The sequence below is a fragment of the Stenotrophomonas sp. 1337 genome, from assembly GCF_031455455.1.
Classification (GTDB): domain Bacteria; phylum Pseudomonadota; class Gammaproteobacteria; order Xanthomonadales; family Xanthomonadaceae; genus Stenotrophomonas; species Stenotrophomonas indicatrix.
Genome location: NZ_JAVDSR010000004.1, coordinates 213,735 through 239,933 on the forward strand (window position 1 = coordinate 213,735; position 26,199 = coordinate 239,933).

At 66.6% G+C, this 26,199-nt stretch carries 16 protein-coding genes; 7 read left to right on the forward strand and 9 right to left on the reverse strand.

Annotation, left to right across the window (positions count from 1 at the left end; all coding sequences use genetic code 11):
* Positions 1-174 precede the first annotated feature (174 nt).
* The 5 genes from J2X70_RS08485 to J2X70_RS08505 form a co-directional block, all read right to left on the reverse strand.
* Positions 175-2,367 carry a TonB-dependent siderophore receptor gene (locus J2X70_RS08485; protein ID WP_301867020.1) on the reverse strand — a complete coding sequence of 731 codons (2,193 nt, stop codon included), beginning with the start codon at positions 2,365-2,367 and terminating at the stop codon, positions 175-177.
* A gap of 355 nt (positions 2,368-2,722) precedes the next feature.
* Positions 2,723-4,414 (reverse strand): malate dehydrogenase (quinone), encoded by a 1,692-nt coding sequence (gene mqo / locus J2X70_RS08490; RefSeq protein WP_309909891.1) that lies wholly within the window; start codon positions 4,412-4,414, stop codon positions 2,723-2,725.
* Positions 4,415-4,607: 193 nt separating this feature from the next.
* Positions 4,608-5,054 (reverse strand): GNAT family N-acetyltransferase, encoded by a 447-nt coding sequence (locus J2X70_RS08495; RefSeq protein WP_134832150.1) that lies wholly within the window; start codon positions 5,052-5,054, stop codon positions 4,608-4,610.
* Between the two features lie 79 nt (positions 5,055-5,133).
* Complete coding sequence (locus J2X70_RS08500; RefSeq protein ID WP_309909893.1) at positions 5,134-5,718, reverse strand: hypothetical protein; 585 nt, start codon at positions 5,716-5,718, stop codon at positions 5,134-5,136.
* Between the two features lie 102 nt (positions 5,719-5,820).
* Positions 5,821-6,726, reverse strand: coding sequence for a LysR family transcriptional regulator ArgP (locus tag J2X70_RS08505; RefSeq protein WP_025873890.1), 906 nt, complete (start codon positions 6,724-6,726; stop codon positions 5,821-5,823).
* 140 nt (positions 6,727-6,866) lie between these two features.
* Here J2X70_RS08505 and J2X70_RS08510 point away from each other — a divergent pair, with 140 nt between their 5' ends.
* From J2X70_RS08510 to J2X70_RS08525, 4 genes are all read left to right on the forward strand, one after another.
* On the forward strand, positions 6,867-7,502 hold the full coding sequence (locus J2X70_RS08510) for a LysE family transporter (protein ID WP_025873889.1): 636 nt from the start codon (positions 6,867-6,869) through the stop codon (positions 7,500-7,502).
* A 163-nt stretch (positions 7,503-7,665) separates the two neighbouring features.
* Positions 7,666-9,654: a S9 family peptidase gene (locus J2X70_RS08515; protein ID WP_309909895.1), complete on the forward strand. Its 1,989-nt coding sequence runs from the start codon at positions 7,666-7,668 to the stop codon at positions 9,652-9,654.
* Between the two features lie 95 nt (positions 9,655-9,749).
* The gene (locus J2X70_RS08520) at positions 9,750-11,735 is read left to right on the forward strand and encodes a S9 family peptidase (RefSeq protein WP_309909897.1); all 1,986 of its coding nucleotides are present in this window, start codon (positions 9,750-9,752) and stop codon (positions 11,733-11,735) included.
* Between the two features lie 67 nt (positions 11,736-11,802).
* Positions 11,803-13,788, forward strand: coding sequence for a prolyl oligopeptidase family serine peptidase (locus J2X70_RS08525; protein WP_309909899.1), 1,986 nt, complete (start codon positions 11,803-11,805; stop codon positions 13,786-13,788).
* Positions 13,789-13,829: 41 nt separating this feature from the next.
* Here J2X70_RS08525 and J2X70_RS08530 read toward each other — a convergent pair whose 3' ends face one another.
* The 4 genes from J2X70_RS08530 to J2X70_RS08545 form a co-directional block, all read right to left on the reverse strand.
* Positions 13,830-16,466 carry a hypothetical protein gene (locus J2X70_RS08530; RefSeq protein WP_309909901.1) on the reverse strand — a complete coding sequence of 879 codons (2,637 nt, stop codon included), beginning with the start codon at positions 16,464-16,466 and terminating at the stop codon, positions 13,830-13,832.
* Positions 16,467-16,600: 134 nt separating this feature from the next.
* Positions 16,601-18,355 carry an oligopeptide:H+ symporter gene (locus J2X70_RS08535; RefSeq protein WP_033830614.1) on the reverse strand — a complete coding sequence of 585 codons (1,755 nt, stop codon included), beginning with the start codon at positions 18,353-18,355 and terminating at the stop codon, positions 16,601-16,603.
* 87 nt (positions 18,356-18,442) lie between these two features.
* On the reverse strand, positions 18,443-19,588 hold the full coding sequence (locus tag J2X70_RS08540) for a heparan-alpha-glucosaminide N-acetyltransferase domain-containing protein (protein ID WP_309909903.1): 1,146 nt from the start codon (positions 19,586-19,588) through the stop codon (positions 18,443-18,445).
* 92 nt (positions 19,589-19,680) lie between these two features.
* On the reverse strand, positions 19,681-20,223 hold the full coding sequence (locus J2X70_RS08545; RefSeq protein ID WP_309909905.1) for a hypothetical protein: 543 nt from the start codon (positions 20,221-20,223) through the stop codon (positions 19,681-19,683).
* A 277-nt stretch (positions 20,224-20,500) separates the two neighbouring features.
* Between J2X70_RS08545 and J2X70_RS08550 the strand changes: the two genes are divergently transcribed.
* The 3 genes from J2X70_RS08550 (at position 20,501) to J2X70_RS08560 (ending at position 26,132) form a co-directional block, all read left to right on the forward strand.
* Positions 20,501-22,465 (forward strand): oligopeptide transporter, OPT family, encoded by a 1,965-nt coding sequence (locus tag J2X70_RS08550; RefSeq protein WP_309909907.1) that lies wholly within the window; start codon positions 20,501-20,503, stop codon positions 22,463-22,465.
* A gap of 234 nt (positions 22,466-22,699) precedes the next feature.
* On the forward strand, positions 22,700-24,778 hold the full coding sequence (locus J2X70_RS08555; RefSeq protein WP_309909909.1) for a S9 family peptidase: 2,079 nt from the start codon (positions 22,700-22,702) through the stop codon (positions 24,776-24,778).
* Between the two features lie 130 nt (positions 24,779-24,908).
* On the forward strand, positions 24,909-26,132 hold the full coding sequence (locus J2X70_RS08560; RefSeq protein WP_099783228.1) for a DUF819 family protein: 1,224 nt from the start codon (positions 24,909-24,911) through the stop codon (positions 26,130-26,132).
* Positions 26,133-26,199 lie beyond the last annotated feature (67 nt).

Below are 26,199 nucleotides of genomic sequence, written 5' to 3' on the forward strand. Positions count from 1 at the left end.
AGGTGGGCCACGACCGTGGGTCGTGGCGGAGCGTCAGAAGCGTGCCGACCAACGGTCGGCACCCACCCCCAACGGTCGGCACCCATCCCAAACAGTGGGCACCCCCCAATGGTCGACACCCATCCCAAACAGTGGGCACCCCCCAATGGTCGGCACCCACCGTTCCCGGGTTGCTCAGAACTTCCAGCGCAGGCTGGCCGCCACGAAGCGCGGTTCGCCGTAGTTGTTGTAGTCCAGGTTGGCCCAGTAGGTCTTGTCCAGCGCGTTGCGCACGCTCAGCGTCGCCGTCCAGTTGTCGCTGATGCGGTAGTTGGCGTTGAACTGCACCAGCGCATACGCCGGCTGGTTCACCGTCACCGTGCCGCCGAGCGGGTAGGGGATGTTGTAGCCCTGCACCTTGCTCTGCCACTGCACGCCACCGCCGATGCTCAGGCGTTCCAGCGCGCCGCGCAGCTGCAGCTGGGTGTTGAGCTGCAGCAGGTCTTCGGCCGGATTGGCGTACAGCAGATCGGTGGCCGCGCGGGTCACCTTGACGTGGGTATAGCCGGCATTGACCGTCCAGCCCGGCAGGATCTCGCCGTTGACGTCCACTTCCCAGCCGCGCGCCTTGGTGCCGTTGACGCCGATGTAGGCCGAGCTGCCGTCGCTGAGTGAGCCTTCCGGCACGCTCATGTCACGCACCGCGTAGTTGTCCTGCTTGGCTTCGAACACCGCCGCGTTGGCGGTCAGGCGACCGTCGAACCACTGCGTCTTCAGGCCCGCTTCCAGGTTGGACCCCTGCACTGGCGCCAGCAGGTTCTCGTTGCGGTCCTTGTAGTTCTGCGGGTTGAAGATCTCGGTGTAGCTGGCATAGGCCGCCACGTTCGGGGTGATGTCATACACCAGGCCCACGTACGGGGTGATTTCATCGCTCACCTTGTATGCGCCGCTGGTGGCGGTGTAAGCGCCGGCCGCGTTGTAGGCGCGGGTCTGTGTCTGCCAGCGGCTCAGGCGTGCGCCGGCGATCAGCGCCAGCGGATCGGCCAGGCGCAGGCGGGTGGCCAGGTAGAAGCCGCTCTGCGTGGTCTTGGCCACGCGGCGCGCGCCGGTGAGGGTGTAGGTCACTTCGGAGATGTCGCCATCCCAGGTGTGCACGTTGGGAATGTAGTAGCAGCGCTCGCTGCCGCAACGAGCCCAGTCACGCGGATAGTTCAGCGCAAGGGTGTTGGTGGTGCCTTCCAGGTCGGCCCACTGCGCGCCCACGGTCACGTCGTGCTGCTGGCCCCACAGGTTGAAGGTGCCGGTCAGGTAGGCGTCGACGTTGCGGCGGGTGTCTTCCGAATCGCCGGCGGCGGTGCGCAGGTAGATGCCCGCGCCGGTCACCGGGTCGGGATTGCCGGTGCCGTACAGGCGCATGTTCTGCACGTTGCCACGCGTGTAGGCGGTGTTGATCTTCAGCAGCCAGTTGTCACCGAAGCGCTGCTCCAGGTTGGCGAACACCGTGCTGGTCTCGCGCTGCCAGTAGCTCCACTTCGGTGCCAGGTTGGTCGAGCGCGGCAGATGGGCGAAGTTGCCCTGGCTGTCGAAGAACGGCACGGTGCCCCAGGTCGAGCCCACCGGGTTGTTGTCCTGGGTCTGGTAGCCGACGGTCACCGTGGTGCTGTCGGTCACATCGCCTTCCAGCACGGCCATGCCGGCCATCTTGTTCTCTTTGTAGCGGTCGTAATAGAAATCGCGATCGGTGTAGGCGGCGACCACGCGGCTGCGGAAGCGGCCGTCGGCGGTCAGTGGTGCGGTCACGTCCGCTTCCATGCGGCGGTAGTCCCAGCTGCCGGCACTGACCGAGAACGAAGCGTCGAACTCCTTGCCCGGGCGCTTGCGCAGCAGGTTCACCGTGGCCGACGGCACACCCGCGCCGCTGAGCAGGCCGTTGGCGCCGCGGATCACTTCCACCCGGTCATAGAAGGCGGTGTCGTATTCCTGGTTGGTCGAGCCGCTGTAGGTCGGAATGCCATCCACCTGGAAATCGGTGATGGCAAAACCACGCGCGTAGTACAGCGGGCGCTGGGTGTCATAGAAGGACACGCTGACGCCGGTGACATTGCGCATCACGTCGTTGAGGCTGAACAACGATTCGTCCTGCAGGCGCTGCAGGCCGATCACCGTCGACGACTGCGGTGTTTCCTGCAGGGTGATCGGCAGGCGGGTGGTGCTCGATGGTGGCGCGGACTGCTCGGCGCGCACGCTCACCCGGTCCAGGGTCTTGGCGTTGGAGGCGTCGGCAGCGACCTCGGCCAATGCCGACGGCGCAGCCAAGGTGAGGCAGGACAGCAGGGCAGCGGGCAGCAGCGCACGGCGGGGCAGGCGGCTGGGGAAAATCTGGGTCATGGCGGGCTCGAAGCGTGGAGGCGGGGAAGGGGTGGCAACAGTCGTCCAGCACCCGGGCGGCGGCTTCGGGCACATCAGGTCCATCTGGAGGGGCGCGGTCACTGCGCAGGATGCAAATGTAAATAATTCTTAACAACATTACAATTCGCGTCATTGCGCAGGGGCTTTCAGGCGCGCAGCAAGCGTCAGGGCGGGGTCGGATCCCATTGCCGCAGGCACTGGGCTCTGACCCTGCGAGGGGTCTCCCGGAATGGGTCAGAGCCCTCCCGTGCGGGAGGGATCCGCCCCGTCGCCGCGCGCAAACGCAGACGGCCACCCGAAGGTGGCCGTCCGCAGGCATCCGCCAAGCGCAGGCTTACAGCGCCTGCAGCTCTTCGTTGGCGTTGCGCTTTTCCTTGGCCGGGGCCGCCGCGGCCGTCGGTGCCAGTGCAGGCGTCGTACCTGCTTCCACCGGAACCTCCAGGTAGGGCAGGTGCAGGGTCTGGCTGGTCAACGTGCGGATCTCGTTGGTCAGCGCGGCACTCTCGTTGAGCTTGCGGCCGTACGAGGGAACGATCTCGCGCAGGCGGGCTTCCCAACCGGCCTTCATCTGTTCCGGGAAGGCCTTGGCCATCAGGTCCAGCATGATCGGCGGCGAGGTCGAAGCGCCCGGCGAGGCACCCAGCAGCGCAGCGAGGGTGTGGTCCTTGTCGGTCACGATCTCGGTACCGAACTGCAGCACCGCGCCCTTCAGCGGATCACGCTTGATGATCTGCACGCGCTGGCCGGCGGTGACCAGCTTCCAGTCGCCCGGCTTGGCATTGGGGAAGTACTTGACCAGTTCGGCCTGGCGATCGGCATCGTTCAGGCGCGCCTGGCCCATCAGGTACTGCACCAGGTCCAGGTTGTCCTTGCCCACTTCCAGCATCGGACCGACGTTGTTGTGGTTGACCGACGAATACAGGTCCCACCACGAGCCGTGCTTGAGGAACTTGGTGCTGTACAGCGCGAACGGCCCGAACAGGACCACCGGCTTGCCATCCAGCTTGCGCGCATCCAGGTGCGGCACCGACATCGGCGGCGAACCGGTCTCGGCCATGCCATAGGCCTTCACGCCATGGCGCGAGGTCACGTCCTGGCCCTGGAAGGCGAGGAACTGGCCGCCCACCGGGAAGCCGGCGTAGTCCTTCGATTCCGGGATGCCCGACATCTGCAGCAGCTTCAGCGCCGCGCCACCGGCACCGATGAACACGAAGCGGGCGTGGGTGGTCGATTCGGTGCCGGCCTTGAGATCCTTCACCGTCACGTTCCAGCTCTTGTCCGCGTTCTGCCGCAGTGCGCTGACCTCGTGGTTGAGGTGCAGGCCGAAGTTCGGGCTGTGCTGCAGGCCGGCGGTCAGCTGGCGGGTGATGACGCCGAAGTTGACGTCGGTGCCCAGCGGCATCCACGTTGCGGCAACCTTCTGCTTCGGGTCGCGGCCTTCCATCAGCAGCGGTGCCCACTGCTTGATCTGCGCCGGGTCCTCGGAGTACTGCATGCCGTAGAACAGCGGGTTCTTCACCAGCGCCTGCTGGCGCTTGTGCAGGTAGGCGATGTTGTCATCGCCCCAGACGAAGCTCATGTGCGGGGTCGGGTTGATGAAGTCGCTGGGCTGGCTCAGCCGCCCTTCCTTCACCTGGTGCGACCAGAACTGGCGCGAGACTTCGAACGATTCGGCGATGCCGACCGCGCGCTTGGTCTCGATGCTGCCATCGGGCAGTTCCGGGGTGTAGTTCAGTTCGGCGAATGCCGAGTGGCCGGTGCCGGCGTTGTTCCAGCCGTCCGAGCTTTCACCGGCGACGCCGTCGAGACGCTCGTAGACCTGGATGTTCCAGTCCGGCTGCAGTTCCTGCAGGTAGGTGGCCAGGGTGATGCTCATGATGCCGGCGCCGACCAGCACGACATCGACGGGCTTGTCGTTGTTCGCGGCGGGCACCGAGCGCTGGGTCAGCGGCCAGTACAGGAACAGCGCGGCCACCAGCAACAGCAGCACGAGCAGGGCGAGCAGGGCCTTGCCAAATTTCTTCATGGGGGCGGGATCGTTGGCGGGGAAGGGGGTCAGGATGCGCAAGAAACAGGGAAAGAGCGTGAAGAAACAACGCCTTGCAGCATTCCTGTGGCAATTTTAACCGCTTCCGGTCCGATTTTGATGCAACGCAGCATCCGACGGCTCGCGGCACCCTCACCCGGTAGCGCCGGGCCACGCCCGGCGATGCCCTCGATCACGCCAGCTCAAGGATCTCGTCACCGGCCTCATCGATCTCGCCGGTCGCCTTCCAGCCCAGGTGCCGGTAGAAGCCATGGGAACGCGAGCGCGGGTCGGCCGAGCAGGCCAGGAACAGGCGGCTGTGGCCGGCATCGCGGCTCAGGCTGACCACGTCCTGCAGCAGTTGCCGGCCGATGCCACGGTTCTCGAATTCCGGCAGCAGGGCCAGCACCAGCACCTCGCCGCTTTCGCGGTCGGCAAAGCAGTAACCGGCCATCCGTTGGCCCTCCCAGGCGACGCGGCCAATCGAATCGCCATCGGCGATACCTGCGGCCCAGCTTTCTTCGGTGATGCCCAGCTCGGCCAGTTGCGCTGCACTGAAGGCGTTCTCGCGGGTACGCCCGCGCAGGTCGATGCAGGCGGCGGCGTCCTCGGGACGGGCATTGCGGTAGTGGATCGTCATCTGGGAAACCTGCGGTCGAATGGATCCGGGCGATTGTGGCCGACGCCTATGGAGATTGGATGGAGACCGGCGGCGCTCCTCACTCACTGCCGATGGTGAAGTACTCCGCCGCGAAGTAGCCCAGTTGATAGGCCAGCGTCGCTGCGGCCAGCCCCACTTGCGCGCGCGTACTGCGCAGATGCCAGCCCAGCGCGGCGACGATGAGCATCAGCACCGTATGCAGGGGGTAGGCCTCGCCCAGCAGCCGCCATCGGCTTCCCCCTTTGATCGCGGTATCCACAAGATCCAGAAGGGTCAATATCGCGACCACCCCGAAGATCCAGCGTCGACGCTGCATCAGATAGTTGCCGTAACTTCCGTACTCGCGCAGGTCTTCGGGAAACAGCAGCGCGCACAGCAGGAACCAGGTCGCGCAGTAGGTGATCACGAACAGATAGATTTCAAACGTCCAACGGTGTACCTCAACCAGGCGGAACTCCCACCACCAGAAGGTCACCAGCGATACCAGCGTCCACACCACCCAGCACAGGTGCAGCGCCGAACAGCCACGCCGCTGCGGGTGTTCGATGATCTGCGCCAGCCCCTTCAGCAGGGTGGTGATGGACAGGCCGAGGATGATCCCCATCACCACGCGGATATGCAGGAATACCGGTTCGGTTTCCATCGGTCAGCCCCCTCGTCGGTTGCACCGATGCTTGCATGAAAAGGGGGCGGAGGGGATCAAGGCGTTTGTAGCACAAGCGACTTGATCCTCTCCGTCCCCTCTTCAGCGCCTGCGCTGCACCAGTGCCGAGGCGGCGTCCAGCACTGCCCGGGTCAGCAGCGCCATCGTCTGCACGTCGCCTTTCCAGTGCTGCCAGTACAGCGGCACGTCTTCCCACGCGCGCTGCCGCACGTAGACCAGGCGCCCGGCGTCCAGATGGCGCTTGACCAGCGGCAGCGGGTTCATCGTCCAGCCCAGCCCGCCCAGATTGGCCTGCACGAAGGCGCGGGTGGAGGGAATCCACCACGTCGGCGCGGTGCTGGGCAGGTCGGCGCCGGCCATGCGCCGGGCAAAGCGCGACTGCATGTCGTCCTTGCGGTTGAACACCAGCACCGGTGCCTGCGCCAGCGCCTGTGCGGTCACGCCCTTGGCGAAGTGCTGCTCGCGGAACTCCGGCGTACAGGTGGCGGCGTAGCGGATGCTGCCCAGCGCGTGGATCTGGCAGCCCTGCACCGGCTCGTCCAGGGTGGTCACGGCCCCCAGCACGGTGCCCTGGCGCAGCAGTTCGACGGTGTGGTCCTGGTCCTCCACCCGCAGGTCCAGGGTGGTGCCGGTGCCCTGCGCGAACTGCTGGGCGGCCTGTGGGAACCAGGTCTCCAGGCTGTCGTGGTTCACCGCTACGGGGATGCTGGCCTGCGGCAGGTCCTCGTCGGCCAGGCCCATCCGGTGCAGCGCGTCGTGCTCCAGCAGGGCGGTCTGCTCGGCCAGCTGCACCAGCAACTGGCCCTCGGCAGTCGCGGTCGCAGGCGTGCCGCGCTTGACCAGCAGGCGGCCGATGCGGTCTTCCAGTGCCTTGACCCGCTGCGAGATGGCCGAGGGGGTGACGTTGAGCGACTGCGCGGCACGGTCGAAGCTGCCTTCGCGGATCACCGCAGCCAGGGCCCGCAGCTGGGCATGGTCGATGCGCATGGCGATTAAGCTCCGCTAATGTTGGTTTAGTAAGTTTAGCTCGTCTTTTCTATGTTGCGGCGCGACAATGGCGCCCGTTCCGGTGCTGTCCGCCTTCGCGAGGCACCGCTCCCCCCAAGCAAGACAAGGTAGTGAATCCCATGTTCTCGGTCATCTCCGCCAGCACCGGCCTTGGTGCCTGGTTCAGTGGTGCGGCTACCGGCATCGGCCTGTTTGCCGTGGTCGGCGCCCAGAGCGCCTTCATCCTGCGCCAGGGCATCCTGCGCAAGCACATCGTGCCGGTGGTCGCCACCTGCGCGGCCATCGATGCAATCTTCATCTTCGCCAGCGTGGCCGGCCTGCGCACGCTCACCACCGCGCTGCCGTGGCTGACCACCGCCGTCCTCTGGACCGGTGTGGCCTTCCTGGCCTGGTATGCGATGAAGTCGGCACGCCGTGCGATCGCCGGTGGCGGTGGCATGGGCGAAGCCGACAGTGATGACGGCAGCCGTCGTGCGGTGCTGATGGCGGCAGTCGGCTTCTCGCTGATCAATCCGCACTTCTGGCTGGACATGATGGTGATCGGCTCCATCGCCGAGAACTTCGGCAATGCGCGCATGGCCTTCGCGGCCGGCGTGGTCACCGCCAGCTGCCTGTGGCTGACCGCGCAGGGCCTGGGCGCGCGCCTGCTGGCGCCGCTGTTCACCAAGCCCAGCACCTGGCGCGTGCTGGACGGCACCATCGCGGTGATCCTCAGCATCCTGGCCCTCACTCTGGCGGTGCGCGGGGTCCATTGACCCGGCGCACGCCCCCCGAACCCACGTCCTTACTCTCTCTCCAAGGTAGTGGCAACGACGGCACCGGCAACGGTGCCGTCGTTTTTTCTGCCCACTGGCGGCGCGGCTGCTTGCCTGCCTAGAATCGAGACCGCGGGCAGGGAGTCCGTTCTCAGGGGGAAGGATGCGCAGGATTGTGCTTGCCGCGCTGCTGTGCGCGGTGGTGGGCGGGACGTCGGCGGGTACCGGCGGGGTGGACCTGGACCGCTACCTGCGGCAGGAAGCATTCGCCGACATCAAGATTTCGCCGGGCGGCGAGTACGTGGCTGCCACGGTTCCGATCGAGGCGGGTACGGCGCTGGCGATCTACCGGATCGCCGACATGAAGATGGTCGGCACCTTCCGCCCACCCCGCAACAACCACGCCCATACCTTCGACTGGGTAAGCAATGAACGCCTGCTGGTGGGCATGGCGCAGAAGCTGGGTGTGCTGGATCGACCGGCGCCCACCGGCGAGCTGTTCGGCATCAACGCCAACGGCAAGGGGGGAGAACTGCTGGTCGGCTACCGCACCGCTGAAACCGGACTGGGCACCAACATCAAGGTCAAGCCTGCGGGAATGGTGGCGGCTTTCCTCACCGATGAGTTGAAGGACGACGATCGCAACGTGCTGGTGGCGGTCACTCCGTTCACCGACAACGCGGCCACCCAGATCGAACGCATGGACGTGAGCACCGGTCGCCGCAACGCGGTCGCGCGCGCGCCGATCGCGCAGGCCGCCTTCACTACCGACGCCCGGGGCGAAGTGCGCTTCGCTTACGGCGTCGGACCTGACCAGAAAAAGAAGCTGTATTACCGCGCCGGTGCCAGCAGCGAATGGATACTGCTGCACGATGAGGCCTTGAACCCGCGCAACGAAGCGGCCATCGGCTTCTCGGCCGACGGCCGCCTGGCCTATCTGCAGGTGGAGCAGGCCGAAGGCCCAGACGTGATCGTCAGCTGGGACCCGCAGAGCAACGAGCGGCGAACGGTTCTGCGTGATGAGATCGCCGACCCTGCACGCATCATCCACCGCCCCGGTACGCAGGTGCCGGTGGGCGCGCTGTTCATGGGCACTACCCCACGCACGCGCTTCTTCGATGAGACCTCGGAGGATGCCCGGCTTTATCGCAGCCTGGAAACCGCGCTGGGTGCTCCGGTATACATCACCTCCAGCACCCGCAACGGCAGCACTGTCCTGGTGGAATCCTGGTCGGGCCGTAATCCGGGTGATTTCTACCTGTATGACACGCTGGGCAAGCGCGCCCGGCACCTGATCAGCCGCAGCGACTGGATCGACCCGGCGCAGAGTGCCGACGTACGCGCCATCACCTTGCAGGCCCGCGACGGCCGCCCCCTGCATGGGTTCCTTACCGTGCCACCGGGGGGGCCGATGCGCGCGCTACCGATGGTGGTGGTGCCGCATGGCGGTCCGATCGGGGTCCTGGACGATGGCACGTACTCCACCGAGACGCAGATGCTGGCGGCCGCCGGCTATGCCGTGCTGCAGGTGAATTTCCGTGGCTCGGCCGGTTACGGGCGCGCACATGCGCAGGCTGCGCGCAAACAGTGGGGCGCGGCGATGCAGGATGATGTGACCGATGCCACGCGCTGGGCCATCGAGCAGGGAATTGCCGACCGTGAACGCATCTGCATCTATGGGGCCAGCTACGGCGCCTATGCGGCGCTGATGGGGACGGTGCGCGAGCCGGGTCTTTACCGTTGTGCGGCAGGTTACGTTGGCATCTACGACCTGCCCTTGATGTATGCGCGCGGGGATATCCAGAGTGACGAATCCGGGTTGATCTACCTGCGCGAGTGGCTGGGACGGCCCAAGGATCTTGTCGAACGCTCGCCGGTCAACCTGGCCGCGCAGGTTGGCGTGCCGGTGCTGCTGGCCGCCGGCCGCGAAGACCAGCGCGCACCGGTGGTGCATACCGAGCGGATGGAGGCGGCATTGAAGCAGGCCGGAACGCCTGTGCAGGCCCTGTACTACAAGAACGAAGGGCATGGGCTGTACAACCTGGCCAACCAGCGCGACTACTACGGCCACCTGCTGGCGTTCCTGTCGCGCAGCCTGGGCGGAGCAACGGCGCAGGTGACGGCCGCTGGCAATGCGGAGAAGGCGCCCTGAGTCCGGCGATGGCGGCCTCGCCACTGGCGGAGCCATCGCGGGCCTGCCTAGAATCGGCGAATCTGGACAGGGTGTCCGGGCAGGGAGGGGGAAGGATGCGAAGGACTGTACTTGCCGCGCTGTTGTGCGCGGTGGTGGGCGGGACGTCGGCGGGTACCGGCGGGGTGGAGCTGGAGAAGTACCTGAAACCGGAGTCGTTTTCGAACGTCAAGCTCTCGCCCGGCGGCGACTACGTTGCCGGCACCGTACCGCTGGACGATTCCACCGCGCTGGTCATCCTGCGCACGTCCGACCGCAAGCCTGCCGGCGTGTTCCGCCCGCAGGACAAGAACCACGCCAACACCTTTGAATGGGTGAGCAACGAGCGCCTGCTGGTCGGCCTGGCCGAGAAGCTCGGAGTACTCGATACGCCGCGGCCCACCGGTGAACTGTACGGGGTCAACGTCGATGGCAAGGGCGGGGAACTGCTGGTCGGCTACCGCGTGCAGGGGCGCGGGTTGGGCACGCGCATCCAGCCGAAGAAGGTGGAGGACGTCGCGGCCTTCCTCACCGACGAACTGGCGGGCGACGACCGCAATGTGCTGATCGCGGTATGGCCCTTCGCCGAGGACCCCTACACCCGGGTCGAGCGGCTTGACGTGGTCAGTGGGCGTCGCGTGCGCGTTTCCGGTTCACCCGTGCAGCGTGCCGATTTCACTACCGATCATCAGGGTGAAGTGCGCTTCGCCCACGGCGCAGCGTCGGACAACGTCAACAAGCTCTACTACCGCGCCGGGACCAATGCGCAGTGGTCGCTGGTCAATGACGAGTCGCTGAGCCACCGGATAGAAACCGCAATCGGCTTCTCCGAAGATGGCGCGCTGGCCTATCTGCAGGTCGAGCAGCCCACCGGGCCCGATGCCATCGTCAGCTGGAACCCGCAGACCGGCCAACGGCGCGAGGTGCTGCGCGATGGCGTGGTCGACCCCTACGCGATCATCTTCCGCCCGGGCACCCGCGTGCCGGTGGGCGCGCTGTTTGCCGGCGATGCACCGCGCACGCGGTTCTTCGATGAGAAGGGCGCCGATGCCCGTCAGTACCGCAGCCTTGAGGCGGCGTTCGGCGGCCCGGTGTTCATCACCTCCAGTACCCGCGATGGCGGCAAGGTGGTGGTGCAGACGTGGTCGGGCAGCAACCCCGGGGATTTCTACCTGTTCGACACCCGCGCGAAGGCGGCCGAGCATCTGCTCAGCCGCAGCGAATGGATCGACCCGAAACTGGCCGCCACCGTGCGTCCGTTCTCGCTGAAGGCGCGCGACGGACTGCCGCTGCACGGCTTCCTGACCCTGCCGCCGGGCAGCGAAGGGCGCAATCTGCCGTTGGTGGTGCTGCCGCACGGTGGCCCTATCGGCGTATTCGATGAGGGCAGCTACAGCGACGAGCCGCAGATGCTGGCGGCGGCAGGGTATGCCGTGTTGCAGGTCAACTTCCGTGGTTCGGCCAACTATGGCCGCGCGTTCACCCAGGCGGGTGCGAAGCAGTGGGGCGCGGCCATGCAGGACGATGTGACCGACGCCACCCGCTGGGCCATCGCAGAGGGCATCGCCGACAGCAACCGCATCTGCATCTATGGGGCCAGCTACGGTGCGTATGCCGCGATGATGGGGCCGATCCGCGAACCCGGGCTGTACCAGTGCGCGGCAGGCTACGTCGGTGTGTACGACCTGCCGCTGATGTTCAGTGGTGAGGCACAGTTGAGCGATTCGGCCATGGCCTGGCAGCGCGAATGGGTAGGCGATCCGAAGACCCTGGGAACCCGTTCGCCGGTGAACCTGGCCGCACAGCTGAAAGTGCCGGTGTTCCTGGCCGCTGGCGGCGAAGACACGCGTGCGCCGATCAAGCACACCGAGCGCATGGAAGCAGCGCTGAAGGCGGCCGGCTCACCGGTGGAGAGCCTGTACTACCGCACCGAAGGGCACGGTTTCCACCGGCCTGAGCACCAGCGCGAGTACTACAGCAGGCTGCTGGCCTTCCTGTCACGCAGCCTGGGCGGCAGCACCGCCAGCACCAGCGCGACCGCAGGCGCCGACAAGGCACCGTAAGACAGGCGCGCCGCGCGCTGCGGACCCGGTGCCGGGCAGGGGGATGCCCGGCTTCAAGGAGAACATTATGAAGCATGCAACGGTGCTGGCTGCATTGATGGCCATCTGCGGCGTGGGTGGGGCGGAGGCTGCGGAGGTTCCGCTGGACGGCTACGTGCGCCGCGCGGAGTTCAATGACATCCAGCTCTCGCCCACAGGCGAGTACCTGGCCATGACCTTGCCACTGGACGGCGCAACTGCCGTGGCGGTGCTGCGTACCGACACGATGGAACTGGTCGGCAATTTCCGGCCGCCACGCAACAATCATGCAGCCGAGGTCGACTGGGTGAGTGACACCCGCCTGCTCATCGGCCTGGCCGAGAAATGGGGGCCACTGGACCAGCCACGGCCGACCGGCGAACTGTATGCCATCGATGCCAATGGCAAGCGCGGTGATCTGCTGGTCGGTTACCGTGCGCGCCCGGACGAGCCCGGCTTCGTGACCGGACGGGTGGCCGAGCAGGTGGCTGCATTCCTGGCCGATCCGCTGGCTGCCGACGAGCGCAACGTGTTGATCTCGCTGTGGCCATTTGCCAACGACACCAATACGCGGTTGGAACGGATGGATGTCATCACCGGGCGCCGCGTCCTGGTCTCGCGCTCGCCGGTGCAGCGCGCAACGTTCACCACCGACAATCAAGGTGAACTGCGCTTCGCCCACGGTGCCGCCGCCGACAACGTCAACAAGCTCTACTATCGCCAGGACCGCGATCAGTGGACCCTGGTCAACGACGAAGGCAGCAGCCATCGCATCGAACGCCCGATCGGCTTCTCCGCCGATAATCGGCTGGCCTACCTGGTGGTGGAGCAGGCCCGTGGCCCCGATACGGTGGTCAGCTGGGACCCGGTCAGCGGAGAACGGCGTACGCTGCTGCAGGACGACACCGTCGACCCCACCCGCGTGGTCTACCAGCCCGGCACGCGCGTGCCGGTGGGTATCCAGTTCGTCGGCGCCGTCACGCGCACCGCCTTTTTTGATGAGCAGTCGCCGACCGCCAGCACCCAGCGCAGGCTTGAAAAGGCGTTTCCCGGGCAGGTCGTGAGCCTGCTCACCGGCACCCGCGACAACGCGCGGCTGCTGGTGAAGGTGAGCTCTGCGACCAATCCCGGCGACTATTTCCTGTACACCACCGCCACCCGCAACGCCGCGTTCCTCACCAGCCGCCATCGCTGGTTCGATCGCGATGGCGGTGCCAGCGTTCGCCCGGTCACCCTGGCTGCACGGGACGGCCTGCCGCTGCATGGCTTCCTGACCCTGCCCAGGGGCAGTGATGGCCACAACCTGCCGATGGTGGTGGTCCCGCATGGTGGCCCGATCGGCGTGTTCGATGACGGTGGTTTCGAGCGCGAGAACCAGTTGCTGGCCGACGCCGGCTACGCGGTGCTGCAGGTCAACTTCCGCGGCTCGGGCAACTACGGCCGTGCACATACCCAGGCCGCTGCCCGGCAATGGGGCCGCGCGATGCAGGACGATGTGACCGACGCCACCCGCTGGGCGATCAGCCAAGGCATCGCCGACAGCGCACGCATCTGCATCTACGGTGCCAGCTACGGTGCGTACTCGGCCATGATGGGCGCTGTGCGCGAGCCGGGGCTGTACCGCTGCGCGGCAGGCTATGTGGGGGTGTACGACCTGCCGTTGATGTTCAAACGCGGCGACATCCAGGATCGCGCCTCCGGCGTGACCTATCTGCAGGAGTGGCTGGGTGATCCGGCCACGCTGGCGGCGGTGTCGCCGGTGAATCTTGCGGCGAGCATCAAGGTGTCCGTGCTGCTGGCCGCTGGTCGCGAAGATCTGCGTGCCCCGGTGCAGCACACCGAACGCATGGAAGCGGCATTGAAACAGGCCGGCGTGCCCGTGGAAGCGCTGTATTACCCGCGCGAGGGCCATGGCCTGTACGCCGAGGCCAACCAGCGCGACTACTACAGCCGATTGCTTGCCTTCCTGTCACGCAGCCTGGGCGGTAGCACGGCTGCCGCCGCGACGTCTTCCGACAAGGACAAGGCGCCTTGAGCTGACGGCGACGGGCGCATAGGCGCCCGTCGCCCAGTACTTCAGCGGAAGCGGTAGCCGAACTGAAGGTCAGCGCGGACATCGCTTTCACCCCACTGGCGCAGGCTGGACAGCTGCGCGCCGAAGCCCAGGTTCGATGCCTGGTAGTTCAGGCCCAGCTGCAGCCTGTGGTCGACGCCGCTGCGGCGTACGCCGGGCAGGGTGAAGGTATTGCCCGATGCGCCCAGCAGGTGCGCAGAGCGCGCCTGCTCGCGCAGTGCCATCGGTCGGCTGGCTGCCACGTCGGCCTGAAGGTGCCACTGCGCGCCGAGCGAGCGCTGGAACGCGCTGCCCACTTCCAGCTGCACGCCCTGCAGGCGGCCAGCGGCCACCGCCAAGCCGAAGCCGTTGGCGTGCTGTTCGTGGAAGGCGCCTTCACGCTGGTCGAAGGCGCTGGCCTTGATGCGCGGTTGCCACTGCACCTTGCCCAGTGCAGACATCATGTCGAGCGTGGTGGCCAGCATCGTCCTGCCGATGCGGCGCTGGCTGTGCGCGGTCTCGCGGGTCTGGCCCCAGTCGAGCTGGCGCTGACCCTGCAACTGGTGTTGCTCATGGCCAAGCTGGTGGCGCAGCTGCAGCGCTCCCCACTGCTGGGCCAGACCGATGCCGGCGAACTGCGAGTGCAGCCGATCCTGCCCGCTCCCTGCGGACAGGTCAGCCGACAGTGCAGCCGTGGCCAACTGCAGAATCTGGCCGCCGCGCAGCTGCAGCGCCACCTGCATCGCACCGCCATCGCCGCGCACACCGGCCGCATTGGCCTGCCCGCCACCGAAGGCCAGTGCGCGCGACTGCCCGGCCGGTTGCGCCGCCAACTGCGACCACAGTGCATCGGCATTGCTGGCCACGCGCAGCGCACTGCCTACCAGACTGGCACCGGACAGCTGCTGCAGCGCGTTCTGGAAGGTGTGCTGGTCGGCCACTTCCAGGCTGTGGAACAGCGCATCGTTGCGGTATGCGTTCTCCAGCGCCGAGGCGATCTGCTGCTGGTCATCGCCGGCCAGTTCGCGGTAGTCGCGGCGCTGCATGGTCACATCCACGTTGCCCTGTTCATCACGCTCGGCCTGTGCGTGCCAGACCACGCTGGCACTGCGGATGTTCTGCTCGCCGCCTTCGGCGCCGCTGACCACATCGTGCAGTACGATGTGCGAGGCATCGGTGCCGCGGGTGAAGCCGGTATCCACTGCAACGTCCTGCAGCTGTCCACCGTCATGCAACATCAGCCGGCCGGTGCTGCCATCGGCGTTGGTACCGACCGTGTAACCACCGATGCCGCGGGGCGCCTGCCAGCCAAGATCATCGCCCGGGCGGTCGGCGGCGGCCGTATCAGCATCGGCATGCAGGCCACTGCGCTGGCCGTACACGTTCACCACGCCATTGTTGATCAGCCGCCCGCTGCCGCCTGCGGCGATCTGGAAGGCGAACGAATCGGCGGCATGGATGTTGATCACGCCGCCGCGCCGGTTGTTCAGCGTTGCGCTGCCATCGGACTGCATGGCCACCATGCCGCGGCCCTGGCTGTCGGTGGCCGTGCCCAGATTGATCACGCCATCGTTGACAAGGGTGGCGCCGCGCGCTCCGCGCATCGCCACCGCGCCGTCGCCGGTGACGGTCAATGTGCCCTGGTTGAACAAGGTGGCGTACGCGCCTTCGGCGTGCAGCAGGGCACTGTTGCGTGCCGAACTCTGGATGCTGGCGCCGTTGCGGTTGACGGCGTGGCTGGCTTGGCTGTCCGCCACCAGGCGAAGCACGCTGCCATGGTCGCCGTCGAGCTGGATATAGCCGCGGTTGTCGAGCACATCGATCGCATCGCGATCGGTACCCCACGCACCGGTCACTGCATCGAACAGCGCACTGCCGGCGGCCAGGTCGCGCGCCAGGATGCGGCCTTCATTCTCCACTTCGGCACGGTCGCGCAGGGCGAAGCTGGTGCCACTGATATCGAGCACGCCATTGCGGCCGTTGTCCAGGTCCGAATCCTGTGTGAAAGACCATTGGCCCCCCTGTACGTGCAGGACACTGTTGTTGTCGATCTCGGCTTCACCTGCTGCCTGCACGCGCGCGCCGATGAAGTCGGCCCGGCTGAAGTTCTCCAGGCTTCCATCGCCGGCGAGCTCGAGGGCGCCCTCGATGCGCAGCGCGCCATGGTTGTCCAGGTCCGCATCGCCATCGATGCGCAGGGCGCTGGTGTTTCCGACGGTCAGGCTGCCGGTATTGCGCAGTTCGCCTTCGCCTACCAGGTGCAGCGTGCCTGCCAGCAACTGCAGTTGCCCCTCGTTGCGGGCGCGCCCGGCGATACGGGTGGTGACCGGCTGATGCCAGTTCACCTGGGTGCCTGCAGCCGACAGCACCTGGTTGTTGCCGAACTGGCCGCCTTCCTGGCCGGGCGGCGCCGTGCCCCCGCCACCGCTGCCACCCTCACTGCCGCCACCGCCACCGCCACCGGCTGCCGCAGCACCCAGGCCCACGGCCGCCAGGCCGCCCCACCACCAGCCGGAAATGCCGGTGTCGGAAGTGCAATGAACCTGGTCGGTGTCCTTGCAGGTGTCGGACGTGCTGTCCGCCATGGCCGGAACCGGGGCGAGCAGACAGGTCGAGATCAGCAGGGCCAGCGGGGTGCGGGCCAGAGGGGAAGAGCGCATGTGGGGAGGAGGGGGAGTCGAGGGAGGGCGCATCCTGCCTCCCCCTTCGCCTGCCGCACATGCAATTTGTACGAAAGTGCTGTCGCTTCCGTCGTAGCAATAGTGATTGACGCTGGGTGATGACGCTATTGGTCCTATTTCACCCCATGCATCATCCGCTTCAACAGCGGCGCAGCGATGAAGGCCAGCAACGCGCAGCCCAGGCCGATCCACATCAGCAGCCAGAACAGGTGCGCATAGGCACCGGCGGCCGCGGCCATGTCCAGCGTTTCGCCTTCAGGTACGTCGATCGCCGCCAGCTTGCCGAACAGCGCGGCCAGTGTTTCGGAGAAGGCCGTCGCCAGGAACCAGGTGCCCATCATCAGGCTCATCACCCGTGGCACCGCCAGCTGGGTGACCGCCGACAGGCCGACCGGCGACAGGCACATCTCGCCGCTGGCCAGCAGGAAGTAGGCCAGCACCAGCCACCAGACGCTGGCCATCTCGCCGGTGGCACCAACGTGCTGCGCGGCCAGCGCCAGCGGTACGAACGACAACGCACCGATCACCAGGCCCCAGGCCGACTTCACCGGCTTGCCCGGTTCCCAGCCACGGCGGTCCATCCAGGTCCACAACGCGGCGAAGGCCGGCGCCAGCAGCACCAGGAACAGGCCGCCGAGGTAGGTCAGCGAACCGGCGGTCTGCGGAATCACCAGGCAGTCGCGTACCAGCAGCACCAGCATCAACGCGACGATGGCGATGAAGAACGTGCGCGGCGCGGACGAGCCGGGGCGACGCTCGGACAGGCGCGCGCTGACCACGAAGCCCAGCGGTGCCAGCAGCAGCGAGAGGATCGACCACGGAAGCGGTGAGCCTTCGCGGATCACCAACGCCGGTACGATGTCCTTGGTCAGCAGGCGGTCGGTGAAGGTCACCCACGAACCATACGACTGCTCGTACATCGTGAAGAACACCAGCGCCATGAAGATCAGCACCATCAGCGCGACCATCTGCTGGCGCTGCACCGGCGTGCACTGGGTGCCGGTGAACCACGCGAACCAGACCAGCACGCCGCCCAACACCACCAGCATCAGCATCAGCGCCAGGCTGATTTCACCGCCAAGCGCGAAGGCACCGTTGCCGGCCGCCCACATCAGCCAAGCCACCGGCAGCACGCCGATCACCGCGCACAGGTAGATCAGCCATTCGCGCGGCAGGCCCAGCACCTTCTGCTTCAAGGTTGCCGGTTGCGGCGGCTCGGCGTGGCCCTGCAGGTATTTCTGGCCCCACAGGAACATCGCCAGGCCGGCCAGCATGCCGATGCCGGCCGCACCGAAGCCGTACTTCCAACCGTAGACCTCGCCCAGGAAACCGCACACCAGCGAAGAGAACAGGGCGCCCAGGTTGATGCCGGCATAGAACAGCGAGAAGCCCGAATCGCGGCGCGGATCGTCCTGCGGGTAGAGCTTGCCGACGATGGTGGAGATGTTCGGCTTGAGGAAGCCGACGCCCATGATGATCAGCGCCAGCGACAGGTAGGTCACGGCCAATGCCGAGGTGTCGCGCACTACTTCGCCATTGACCCGGTATGCGGCGTGGCCCTCGAAGGCCATGCCGAGGTGGCCGAGCACCAGCAGGATGCCGCCGAACAGCACCGCCCGGCGCATGCCCAGCCAGCGGTCGGCCAACATGCCGCCGAACACCGGGATGCAGTACACCAGCCCGCCGTAGGCGCCGAGCAGGTCCAGCCCGGCCTTGTCGCCGAACAGGTGGTACTTGGTGAGGTACAGCAGCAGCAGCGCCTTCATGCCGTAGAAGGAGAAGCGCTCCCACATTTCGGTGAAGAAGCAGACGTAGACGCCCTTGGGATGGCCCAGGAAGTCGTCGGAAGCGATAGCAGTGGAATTCATCGCGGAATTATAGGCGTGCGCTGCAGGCGCGCGCCGGGCCATGCCCGGCGGTCCTGCGCAACGCCGGGCATGGCCCGGCGCTACCGTTCACAGGTACCGCAGCCAGGCCAGGTCGCGTCGTCGTGCCTTGAACCGCGCGAACGCCCGCGTCGGCGGGTACAGCACCACCGCCAATGCACAGGCCACCAGCAGCAGGCCGGCCACCGAGTCCAGTGCATACAGGCAACCGTGGGTCGGGCCCCAGGTCTTCAGGGCCGCCAGGTACAGCAGCTTCAGCACATACAGGTGCAGCAGATAGAAGAACATCGGCGCTGCGCCGATATCGGCCAGCGGGCGCAGCGCACGCGCCAGCGGCGGCCACTCGTACAGCCGCAACAGCAGCAGGCCCATGCCCAGGGTCAGCAGCAGGAACTGCAGCGAGGGCGGGTACTTGGTGATGTTGAACACGCTCATCCACGTGCGCAGCGTGGTCTGCTGGTACTGCCACGGCGTGTCGCCATAGCCGTTGGCGAAGCGCAGCAGGGCGAAGGCGGCCAGTGCGCCCAGCCCGGACCACAGCAGCCGCTGCCGGCGCTGCTGCGGGTCGCTGCCGGCAGCGAACCACGGCGCCATCAGGTAGCCCAGCGCGATCACCCCGATCCACGGCAGCACGGGATAGGAGGTACGCAAGCTCAACGGCCCAGCCTCGATCCAGTCGCGCTGGTGCAGCACCTTCCACAGCACCGCCAGGGCGCCGTCGCCCTGCACCCGTACGCCGTCCAGCAGGTTGTGGCCGACCACCAGCGTCACCGCCAGAACGGCCAGCAGCGGCCGCGGCAGCCACAGCAGGCCGGCCAGCGCGATCATGCTCAGGCCGATCGCCCAGATCACCTGCAGGTACACCGTCTCCGGCGGCCACTGGAAGGTCCAGGCGAGGTTGACCAGGGTCAGTTCCAGCACCACCAGGAACAGGCCGCGCTTGAGCAGGAACGCCGCAATGGCACGGCGCGGATCGGCATGGCGCTGGCCGTACAGCCAGGCCGACAGGCCGGTCAGCAGCACGAACACCGGCGCGCACAGGTGGGCCAGCAGGCGGCAGGCGAACAGGGCAGGGGACACGGTCGCCGCGTCCATCGGATCGCTGACCTGATGCTGCAGGAAGAACGTCTCGCGCACGTGGTCGAGCAGCATCAGCAGCATCACGGTGCCGCGCAGCTGGTCGATGGAGGCCAGCCGGGAGGAGGGAAGGGCCACGGGCGCTCAGGTCAATGGCGTGACAGGATATAACATAACAATAAACTGTTTCCAGCACGTGCTGACCGGTGTCGGCGAGCGCGCGCGTCGGCTCAGGGCAGGCAGACCGCAGGACTCCAGCCTAGAGCGTCGTCGTAGCGGACCTGGATTGCGCGCAGGCTGCCGTCGGCGTTCGCCTTCAGGCAGAATCGGGCGCTGTAGAATTTGGTGGCGCCGGTCCTGGTGGCCGACATCGAGACGTCGTACAGGCGTCCAGGCTGCAGCGGCATGGACGTTTGCCTTGCAACGGCGTTGGCTGGTACTTCCCCGTAGAGCACGCAGGCTCCGGGTGGAAGCGGGAGTGACGCGGGATAGGCAAACTCGAAAGCCCATTGCTGCCGCAGCGGTGGAGTAATCGCGTCATACACCTTCACACCAAACACCTGCGGAGTCTCACCGATACGCTTGCGCTCTTTCTTGGGAAGCCCGAAACAGGGTTTGCCAGCGTGGTCGGTGACCTCGATCGCGCCAACGCGACTCCAGGCAGATGCGTGATCGCAAAGCGGCATCAGGCAGAACAGGGTCGCGATGGCCATGACTGGCGATGTGATCGGGCGGATCCGAAGTGCATTGTTCATAGGGCGGCTCAGCGTCATGCGTCCAGATCGTGAACACGATGCATGGGCAGTTGAGACACTTCAAACTGTGTCGCCTGGAGTGCTGCGGTGGCGGCTGGCCTGGCCCATGCAGGGCAAGGAAACCGCGAGACCCGCTAGCTCCCTGGAATTTGCCTGATGCGCTTGATGCGTTGGCCGAGTTTGGCCAAAAGCGACTATCTCACTGGCCGCCCGACCGCACCCCTCCCGAACCGCACTGGACTTGCTGCCCCCTGAACGCTAGCGTGACAGGGATTTTTTGCCAGCAGGGGCTTTCATGAACCATGACGCTGCGCCCAAGCAGCTCACTTTCCGCGCGGTGGTCCTGGCCATCGTGCTGGCGGTGGTGCTGTCGGCCGCAAACGCCTACCTCGGTCTGTTCGCAGGCCTGACCATCGCCACCGCGATTCCCGCCGCGGTCATTTCCATGGGCGTGCTGCGCCTGTTGGGTGGCGGTTCGATCCTTGAGAACAACATCGTGCAGACCGGCGCCTCGGCCGGTTCGTCGATCGCCGCCGGTGTGATCTTCACCATCCCCGCGCTGGTGATCATGGGCTACTGGCCGGACTTCAAGTACTGGTGGGTGCTGGGCATCGCCGGTCTCGGTGGCCTGCTGGGCGTGCTGTTCTCGGTGCCGCTGCGCCGTTCGATGATCGTCGAAGATCCGCTTCCGTTCCCCGAAGGCAAGGCTGCGGCCGAAGTGCTCAAGGCCGGTGAGAACCCGGGCCCGGGCCTGAAGATCCTCGGCCTGTCGGCGGTGATCGGTGCGTTCGTGAAGCTGGCCGCGGAAAGCGGCATGCGCCTGATCCCGGACGCCTGGGCCACCTCGGCCTATGTCGGCAGCTCCAAGGTCACCGCCTTCATCGGCACCAACCTGTCGCCCGCACTGCTGGGCGTGGGCTACATCGTCGGCCTCAACGTCGGCATCGTGGTGGTGTCCGGCTCGATCCTGACCTGGCACATCGCCATCCCGATCTATCAGGCGTTCTTCGTGAACACCGATCCGGCGCTGGCCGCCTCGATCGCCACCGCCTCGTCCACCGAAGCGGCGTTCGCCATCTGGGGCGCGAAGATGCGCTACCTCGGTGTCGGCGCGATGCTGATCGGTGGCATCTGGACCCTGATCTCGCTGCGCAAGTCGCTGCTCAACGGCGTCAAGAGTGGCTTTGCGGCCGCGCGCAAGAGCGGTGGCCCGGTGCTGGCGCACACCGAGCGCGACCTGCCGATGAAGTGGATGCTGGTGGCGCTGGTGGTGTTCACCCTGCCGCTGCTGGCGCTGTACCAGGCCATCGTCGGCCAGTGGCACGTGTCGATCCCGATGACCCTCATCATGATCGTCGCCGGCTTCCTGTTCGTTTCGGTGTCGGCCTACCTGGCCGGCCTGATCGGTTCGTCCAACAACCCGGTCTCGGGCATCACCATCTCCACCATCCTGTTCGCTTCGGCGGTGCTGGTGCTGCTGCTGGGCAAGGATGGCCTGCAGCCGGTCGGTGCCTTCGGTGCGCCGCTGGGTGCGGTGGCCGCGATCATGATCGGCGCGGTGGTGTGCTGTGCCGCCGCCGTCGGTGGCGACAACCTGCAGGACCTCAAGGCCGGCTACATCGTCGGTGCCACCCCGTGGAAGCAGCAGCTGATGCTGGGCATCGGCGCGTTCTCGTGCGCGCTGATCATGGCCCCGGTGCTGAACCTGCTGGCCACCGCCTACGGCATCGGCGTCAAGTCCGAGCTGCACCCGAATGCGCTGGCCGCACCGCAGGCCAACCTGATGGCGTCGGTGGCCAAGGGCCTGTTCGGTGGCGAGCTGCCGTGGACCTTCATCGGCATCGGTGCCGTGGTCGGTGCCGCCATCATCGCGTTCGACAGCTGGCTGAAGTCGCGCAACTCGCGTTTCCGCGTGCCGGTGCTGGCCGCGGCGATCGGCATCTACCTGCCGCTGGAACTGATGGTGCCGATCTTCCTCGGTGGCCTGATCTCCTACCTGGTCGAGCGCTTCCACAAGGTGCGCGCCGATGACGAAGAGGGCCGCGACCGCGTGCACAAGCCGGGCGTGCTGTTCGCTGCCGGCCTGATCACCGGTGAGGCGCTGATGGGTATCGCCATCGCCGTGCCGATCGTGGTCAGCAGCCGTGCCGACGTGCTGGCCGTGCCGTTCCACCTGCCGGCCGCGCAGTGGATCGGCCTGGCCGTGCTGTTCCTGGTCGGCTGGCTGATCTACCGCACCGGCAAGCGCGCCGTGGCATGACGCCCACGGGGTCGGATCCCTTCCCGCAGGGAAGGGCTCTGACCCCATGCTGGCAGCGTCTGGGGTCAGAGCCGATTCCCATGGAATCGGATCCGACCCCGACCTCCGACAAACCGCGCTACGGCGCGGTTTGCTTTTTCTGGCGGCAGCTCAGCCACGGCCATGACCGATGGCCTTGGCAGGCCCGGCCGCGCAGGCCTACCATCGGTTTTTTGCCGTCCTGCGGAGACCCCGATGAAACTGCGTCATGCCCTGTTGCCACTGAGCCTGCTGGCTGCCCTGCCCAGCGTCGCCGCTGCCCGTGGCCTGGAAGTCCGCGACATGGTGGCCATGGACCGCGTCTCCGCGCCGGTATTGACCGCCGACGGCGGCACCGTGGTGTTCGCCAAGCGCAGCACCGATGCCAACCTCAAGGCCAGCACCGCACTGTTCGCGCGCAATCTGCGCACCCGCGACGCGGCACCGCCGAAGCAGATCACGCCGGCTGGCTGGAACGTCAACTCCGCATCGCTGTCGGCCGATGGCCAGACCGTGTACTTCCTCAGCGCCAAGAACGGCAGCCAGCAGCTGTACGCACAGCCGATCAGTGGCGGCGCCCCGCGCCAGCTGACCGACTTCCCGGTGGACGTGGACAGCTACCACGTGTCGCCGCAGGACGACCGCGTGCTGTTCAGCGCCGGCGTGTTCCAGGCCTGTGCCTCGGACCTGGCCTGCACCGAAAAGAAGCTGAAGGACGTGGAAGGCGCCAAGGCCAGCGGCAAGGTCTTCGATTCGCTGTTCGTGCGCCACTGGGATACCTGGAACGACGGCCGCCGCAACACCCTGTTCGTCGCCCCGTTGCCGTCAGCCAAGGCCGGTGCGGTCAAGGGCGCTTCGGCGCTGAGCGCGACCATCGACGGCGACGCTCCGTCCAAGCCGTTCGGTGGCAATGACGATTTCGCCTGGTCGCCGGATGGCAGCAGCGTGGTCGCCAGCATCCGCGTGGCCGGCAAGCAGGAGCCGTGGTCGACCAACTTCGACCTGTACCGCTTCGATGCCGCGGGCAAGCAGGCGCCGGTCAACCTGACCGCGTCCAACCCGGCCTGGGATGCCGGCCCGGTGTTCAGCGGCGACGGCAAGACCCTGTTCTACCGCGCGATGAAGCGCCCAGGCTTCGAGGCGGACCGCTTCGGCCTGATGGCGATGGACCTGGCCAGCGGCAAGACGCGCGAGATCGCGCCGCAGTGGGACCGTTCGGCCGGCGGCATCACCCTGTCCGCCGACGGCGCCAGCATCTACACCACCGCCGACGACCTCGGCGAACACCCGCTGTTCCAGATCGACGTGGCCAGCGGCAAGGCCACCAAGCTGATCGGCGATGGCAGCGTCACCGCCGTCGACGTGGCCGGCAACAGCGTGGCCATCACCCGCAACAGCCTGAAGAGCAACGACCAGGTGCTGGTCGGCCTGCTGCCGGCCGCTGGCGAGCCGATCGGCGCGCTGCGCGCACTGACCCCGGCCGCTGGCGAAGTGCTGAAGGATGTGAGCTTCGGCGACTACGAGCAGTTCGAGTTCAAGGGCTGGAACAACGACACCGTGCACGGCTATGTGGTCAAGCCGCACAACTACCAAGAAGGCAAGTCCTACCCGGTTGCGTTCCTGATCCATGGCGGCCCGCAGGGCAGCTTCGGCAATGGCTGGAGCTACCGCTGGAACCCGCAGACGTACGCAGGCCAGGGCTACGCTGTGGTGATGATCGACTTCCACGGCTCCACCGGTTACGGCCAGGCCTTCACCGATGCGATCAGCCAGCACTGGGGTGACCGTCCGCTGGAAGACCTGCAGAAGGGCTGGAGCGCGGCGCTGAAGAAGTACGACTTCCTCAACGGTGACAAGGCCTGCGCACTGGGCGCCAGCTACGGCGGCTTCATGGTCAACTGGATCGCCGGCAACTGGAACAGCCCGTTCAAGTGCCTGGTCAACCATGACGGTGTGTTCGACCAGCGCATGATGGGCTATGCCACCGAAGAACTGTGGTTCACCGAGTGGGAGCAGGGCGGTACCCCGTACCAGAAGGCGGCGAACTACGAGAAGTTCAACCCGGTCAACCACGTGGCTGACTGGAAGAAGCCGATCCTGGTGATCCATGGCCAGCAGGACTTCCGCATTCCGGTCGAGCAGGGCCTGGCTGCCTTCACCGCGGCCCAGCGCCAGGGCATCGAGTCGAAGTTCCTGTACTTCCCGGACGAGAACCACTGGGTGCTGAAGCCGAACAACAGCATCCTGTGGCATGACACCGTCAACGCCTGGCTGAAGCAGCACATCGGCAACTGATGACTGCAGCGCCGCCCTCAGGGGCGGCGCTCTGCTTTCTGGTAGTGCCGGCCGCTGGCCGGCAACCGCTTGCTGCTTCCCACCTGAACGAGATTGCCGGCCAGCGGCCGGCACTACCCAGAGCACCTGCATGATCCAGAACGACATCGTCGTCTTCGGCCTGATCGCCGCCACCCTTGGCGCCGTGTTCTGGACCGCTTCGCGCGAGCAGGGCCTGTGGAAGCGCTTCTATACCTTCGTGCCGGCGCTGCTGCTGTGCTATCTGCTGCCGGGCATCTACAACACGTTCGGCCTGATCGACGGGCAGAACACCAAGCTGTACAACCCGGTCGCGCGTGACATCCTGCTGCCGGCGGCGCTGATCCTGCTGACTCTGGCGGTCGACATCAAGGGCATCCTGCGGCTGGGGCCCAAGCTGGTGCTGATGTACCTGGGCGCCTCGGCCAGCATCATGCTGGGTGCCGTGGTCGCGTTCCTGGTCATGCGTGCGATCCATCCCGATACCGTCGCCGGCGATACCTGGGCCGGCATGGCGGCGCTGGCCGGCAGCTGGATCGGCGGCGGTGCCAACATGCTGGCCATGCGCGAAGTGTTCGATGTCAATGCGACTACCTTCGGCCAGTTCGCGGTGGTCGATGTGGGTGTTGGCTACGTGTGGATGGCGGCGTTGATCTTCATGGCTGGGCGCGCGGCGAAGATCGATGCACGCAGCGGTGCCGATACCTCCGCCATCGACGAGCTGAAGGAGCGCATCGCACGCTTCCAGGCCGAGCATGAGCGCATTCCCAGCCTGACCGATCTGATGCTGATCGTGGCCGTGGCCTTCGGTGGCGTCGGCCTGGCCCACGCCATCGGCGCGCCGCTGGCGGCCTGGTTCAAGGTCCACGTCAGCTGGGCATCGCAGTTCAGCCTGGATGCGCCGTTCGTGTGGGTGGTGGTGCTGTCGACTACGCTCGGCCTGGGCCTCAGCTTCACCCGTGCACGTACGCTGGAAGGCGCGGGCGCCTCGCGCCTGGGCTCGCTGCTGCTGTACTTCCTGATCGCCTGCATCGGCATGCAGATGGATCTGCTGGCGTTGCTGGATCGCCCGTGGCTGTTCCTGCTCGGCATCATCTGGATCAGCGTGCACATCGCGCTGCTGTGGTGCCTGGGCAAGCTGTTGAAGGTGCCGTTCTTCTACTTCGCCATCGGTTCGCAGTCGAACATCGGCGGCCCGGCCTCGGCACCGGTGGTGGCCGCTGCGTTCCATCCGGCGTTGGCGCCGGTAGGCGTGCTGCTGGGCACGATGGGCTATGCCACCGGCACCTATCTGGCGTATGTGGTCGGCATCACCCTGCGCGCGCTGGCCACGTGACCCACGGTAGCGCCCGGCCATGCCCGGCGAACCCCATCGCGGCGGCGGATGTGCATGCCGCCGGGCA

Excerpts from the sequence above, each read along its gene's own strand:
- J2X70_RS08525 (WP_309909899.1), top strand. The coding sequence starts at position 11,803 with ATGAAGCATGCAACGGTGCTGGCTGCATTGATGGCCATCTGCGGCGTG.
- J2X70_RS08520 (WP_309909897.1), top strand. The coding sequence starts at position 9,750 with ATGCGAAGGACTGTACTTGCCGCGCTGTTGTGCGCGGTGGTGGGCGGG.
- J2X70_RS08500 (WP_309909893.1), bottom strand. The coding sequence starts at position 5,718 with ATGGAAACCGAACCGGTATTCCTGCATATCCGCGTGGTGATGGGGATC.
- J2X70_RS08530 (WP_309909901.1), bottom strand. The coding sequence starts at position 16,466 with ATGCGCTCTTCCCCTCTGGCCCGCACCCCGCTGGCCCTGCTGATCTCG.
- J2X70_RS08555 (WP_309909909.1), top strand. The coding sequence starts at position 22,700 with ATGAAACTGCGTCATGCCCTGTTGCCACTGAGCCTGCTGGCTGCCCTG.
- J2X70_RS08485 (WP_301867020.1), bottom strand. The coding sequence starts at position 2,367 with ATGACCCAGATTTTCCCCAGCCGCCTGCCCCGCCGTGCGCTGCTGCCC.
- mqo (WP_309909891.1), bottom strand. The coding sequence starts at position 4,414 with ATGAAGAAATTTGGCAAGGCCCTGCTCGCCCTGCTCGTGCTGCTGTTG.
- J2X70_RS08550 (WP_309909907.1), top strand. The coding sequence starts at position 20,501 with ATGAACCATGACGCTGCGCCCAAGCAGCTCACTTTCCGCGCGGTGGTC.
- J2X70_RS08495 (WP_134832150.1), bottom strand. The coding sequence starts at position 5,054 with ATGACGATCCACTACCGCAATGCCCGTCCCGAGGACGCCGCCGCCTGC.
- J2X70_RS08510 (WP_025873889.1), top strand. The coding sequence starts at position 6,867 with ATGTTCTCGGTCATCTCCGCCAGCACCGGCCTTGGTGCCTGGTTCAGT.
- J2X70_RS08505 (WP_025873890.1), bottom strand. The coding sequence starts at position 6,726 with ATGCGCATCGACCATGCCCAGCTGCGGGCCCTGGCTGCGGTGATCCGC.
- J2X70_RS08535 (WP_033830614.1), bottom strand. The coding sequence starts at position 18,355 with ATGAATTCCACTGCTATCGCTTCCGACGACTTCCTGGGCCATCCCAAG.
- J2X70_RS08560 (WP_099783228.1), top strand. The coding sequence starts at position 24,909 with ATGATCCAGAACGACATCGTCGTCTTCGGCCTGATCGCCGCCACCCTT.
- J2X70_RS08515 (WP_309909895.1), top strand. The coding sequence starts at position 7,666 with ATGCGCAGGATTGTGCTTGCCGCGCTGCTGTGCGCGGTGGTGGGCGGG.
- J2X70_RS08545 (WP_309909905.1), bottom strand. The coding sequence starts at position 20,223 with ATGACGCTGAGCCGCCCTATGAACAATGCACTTCGGATCCGCCCGATC.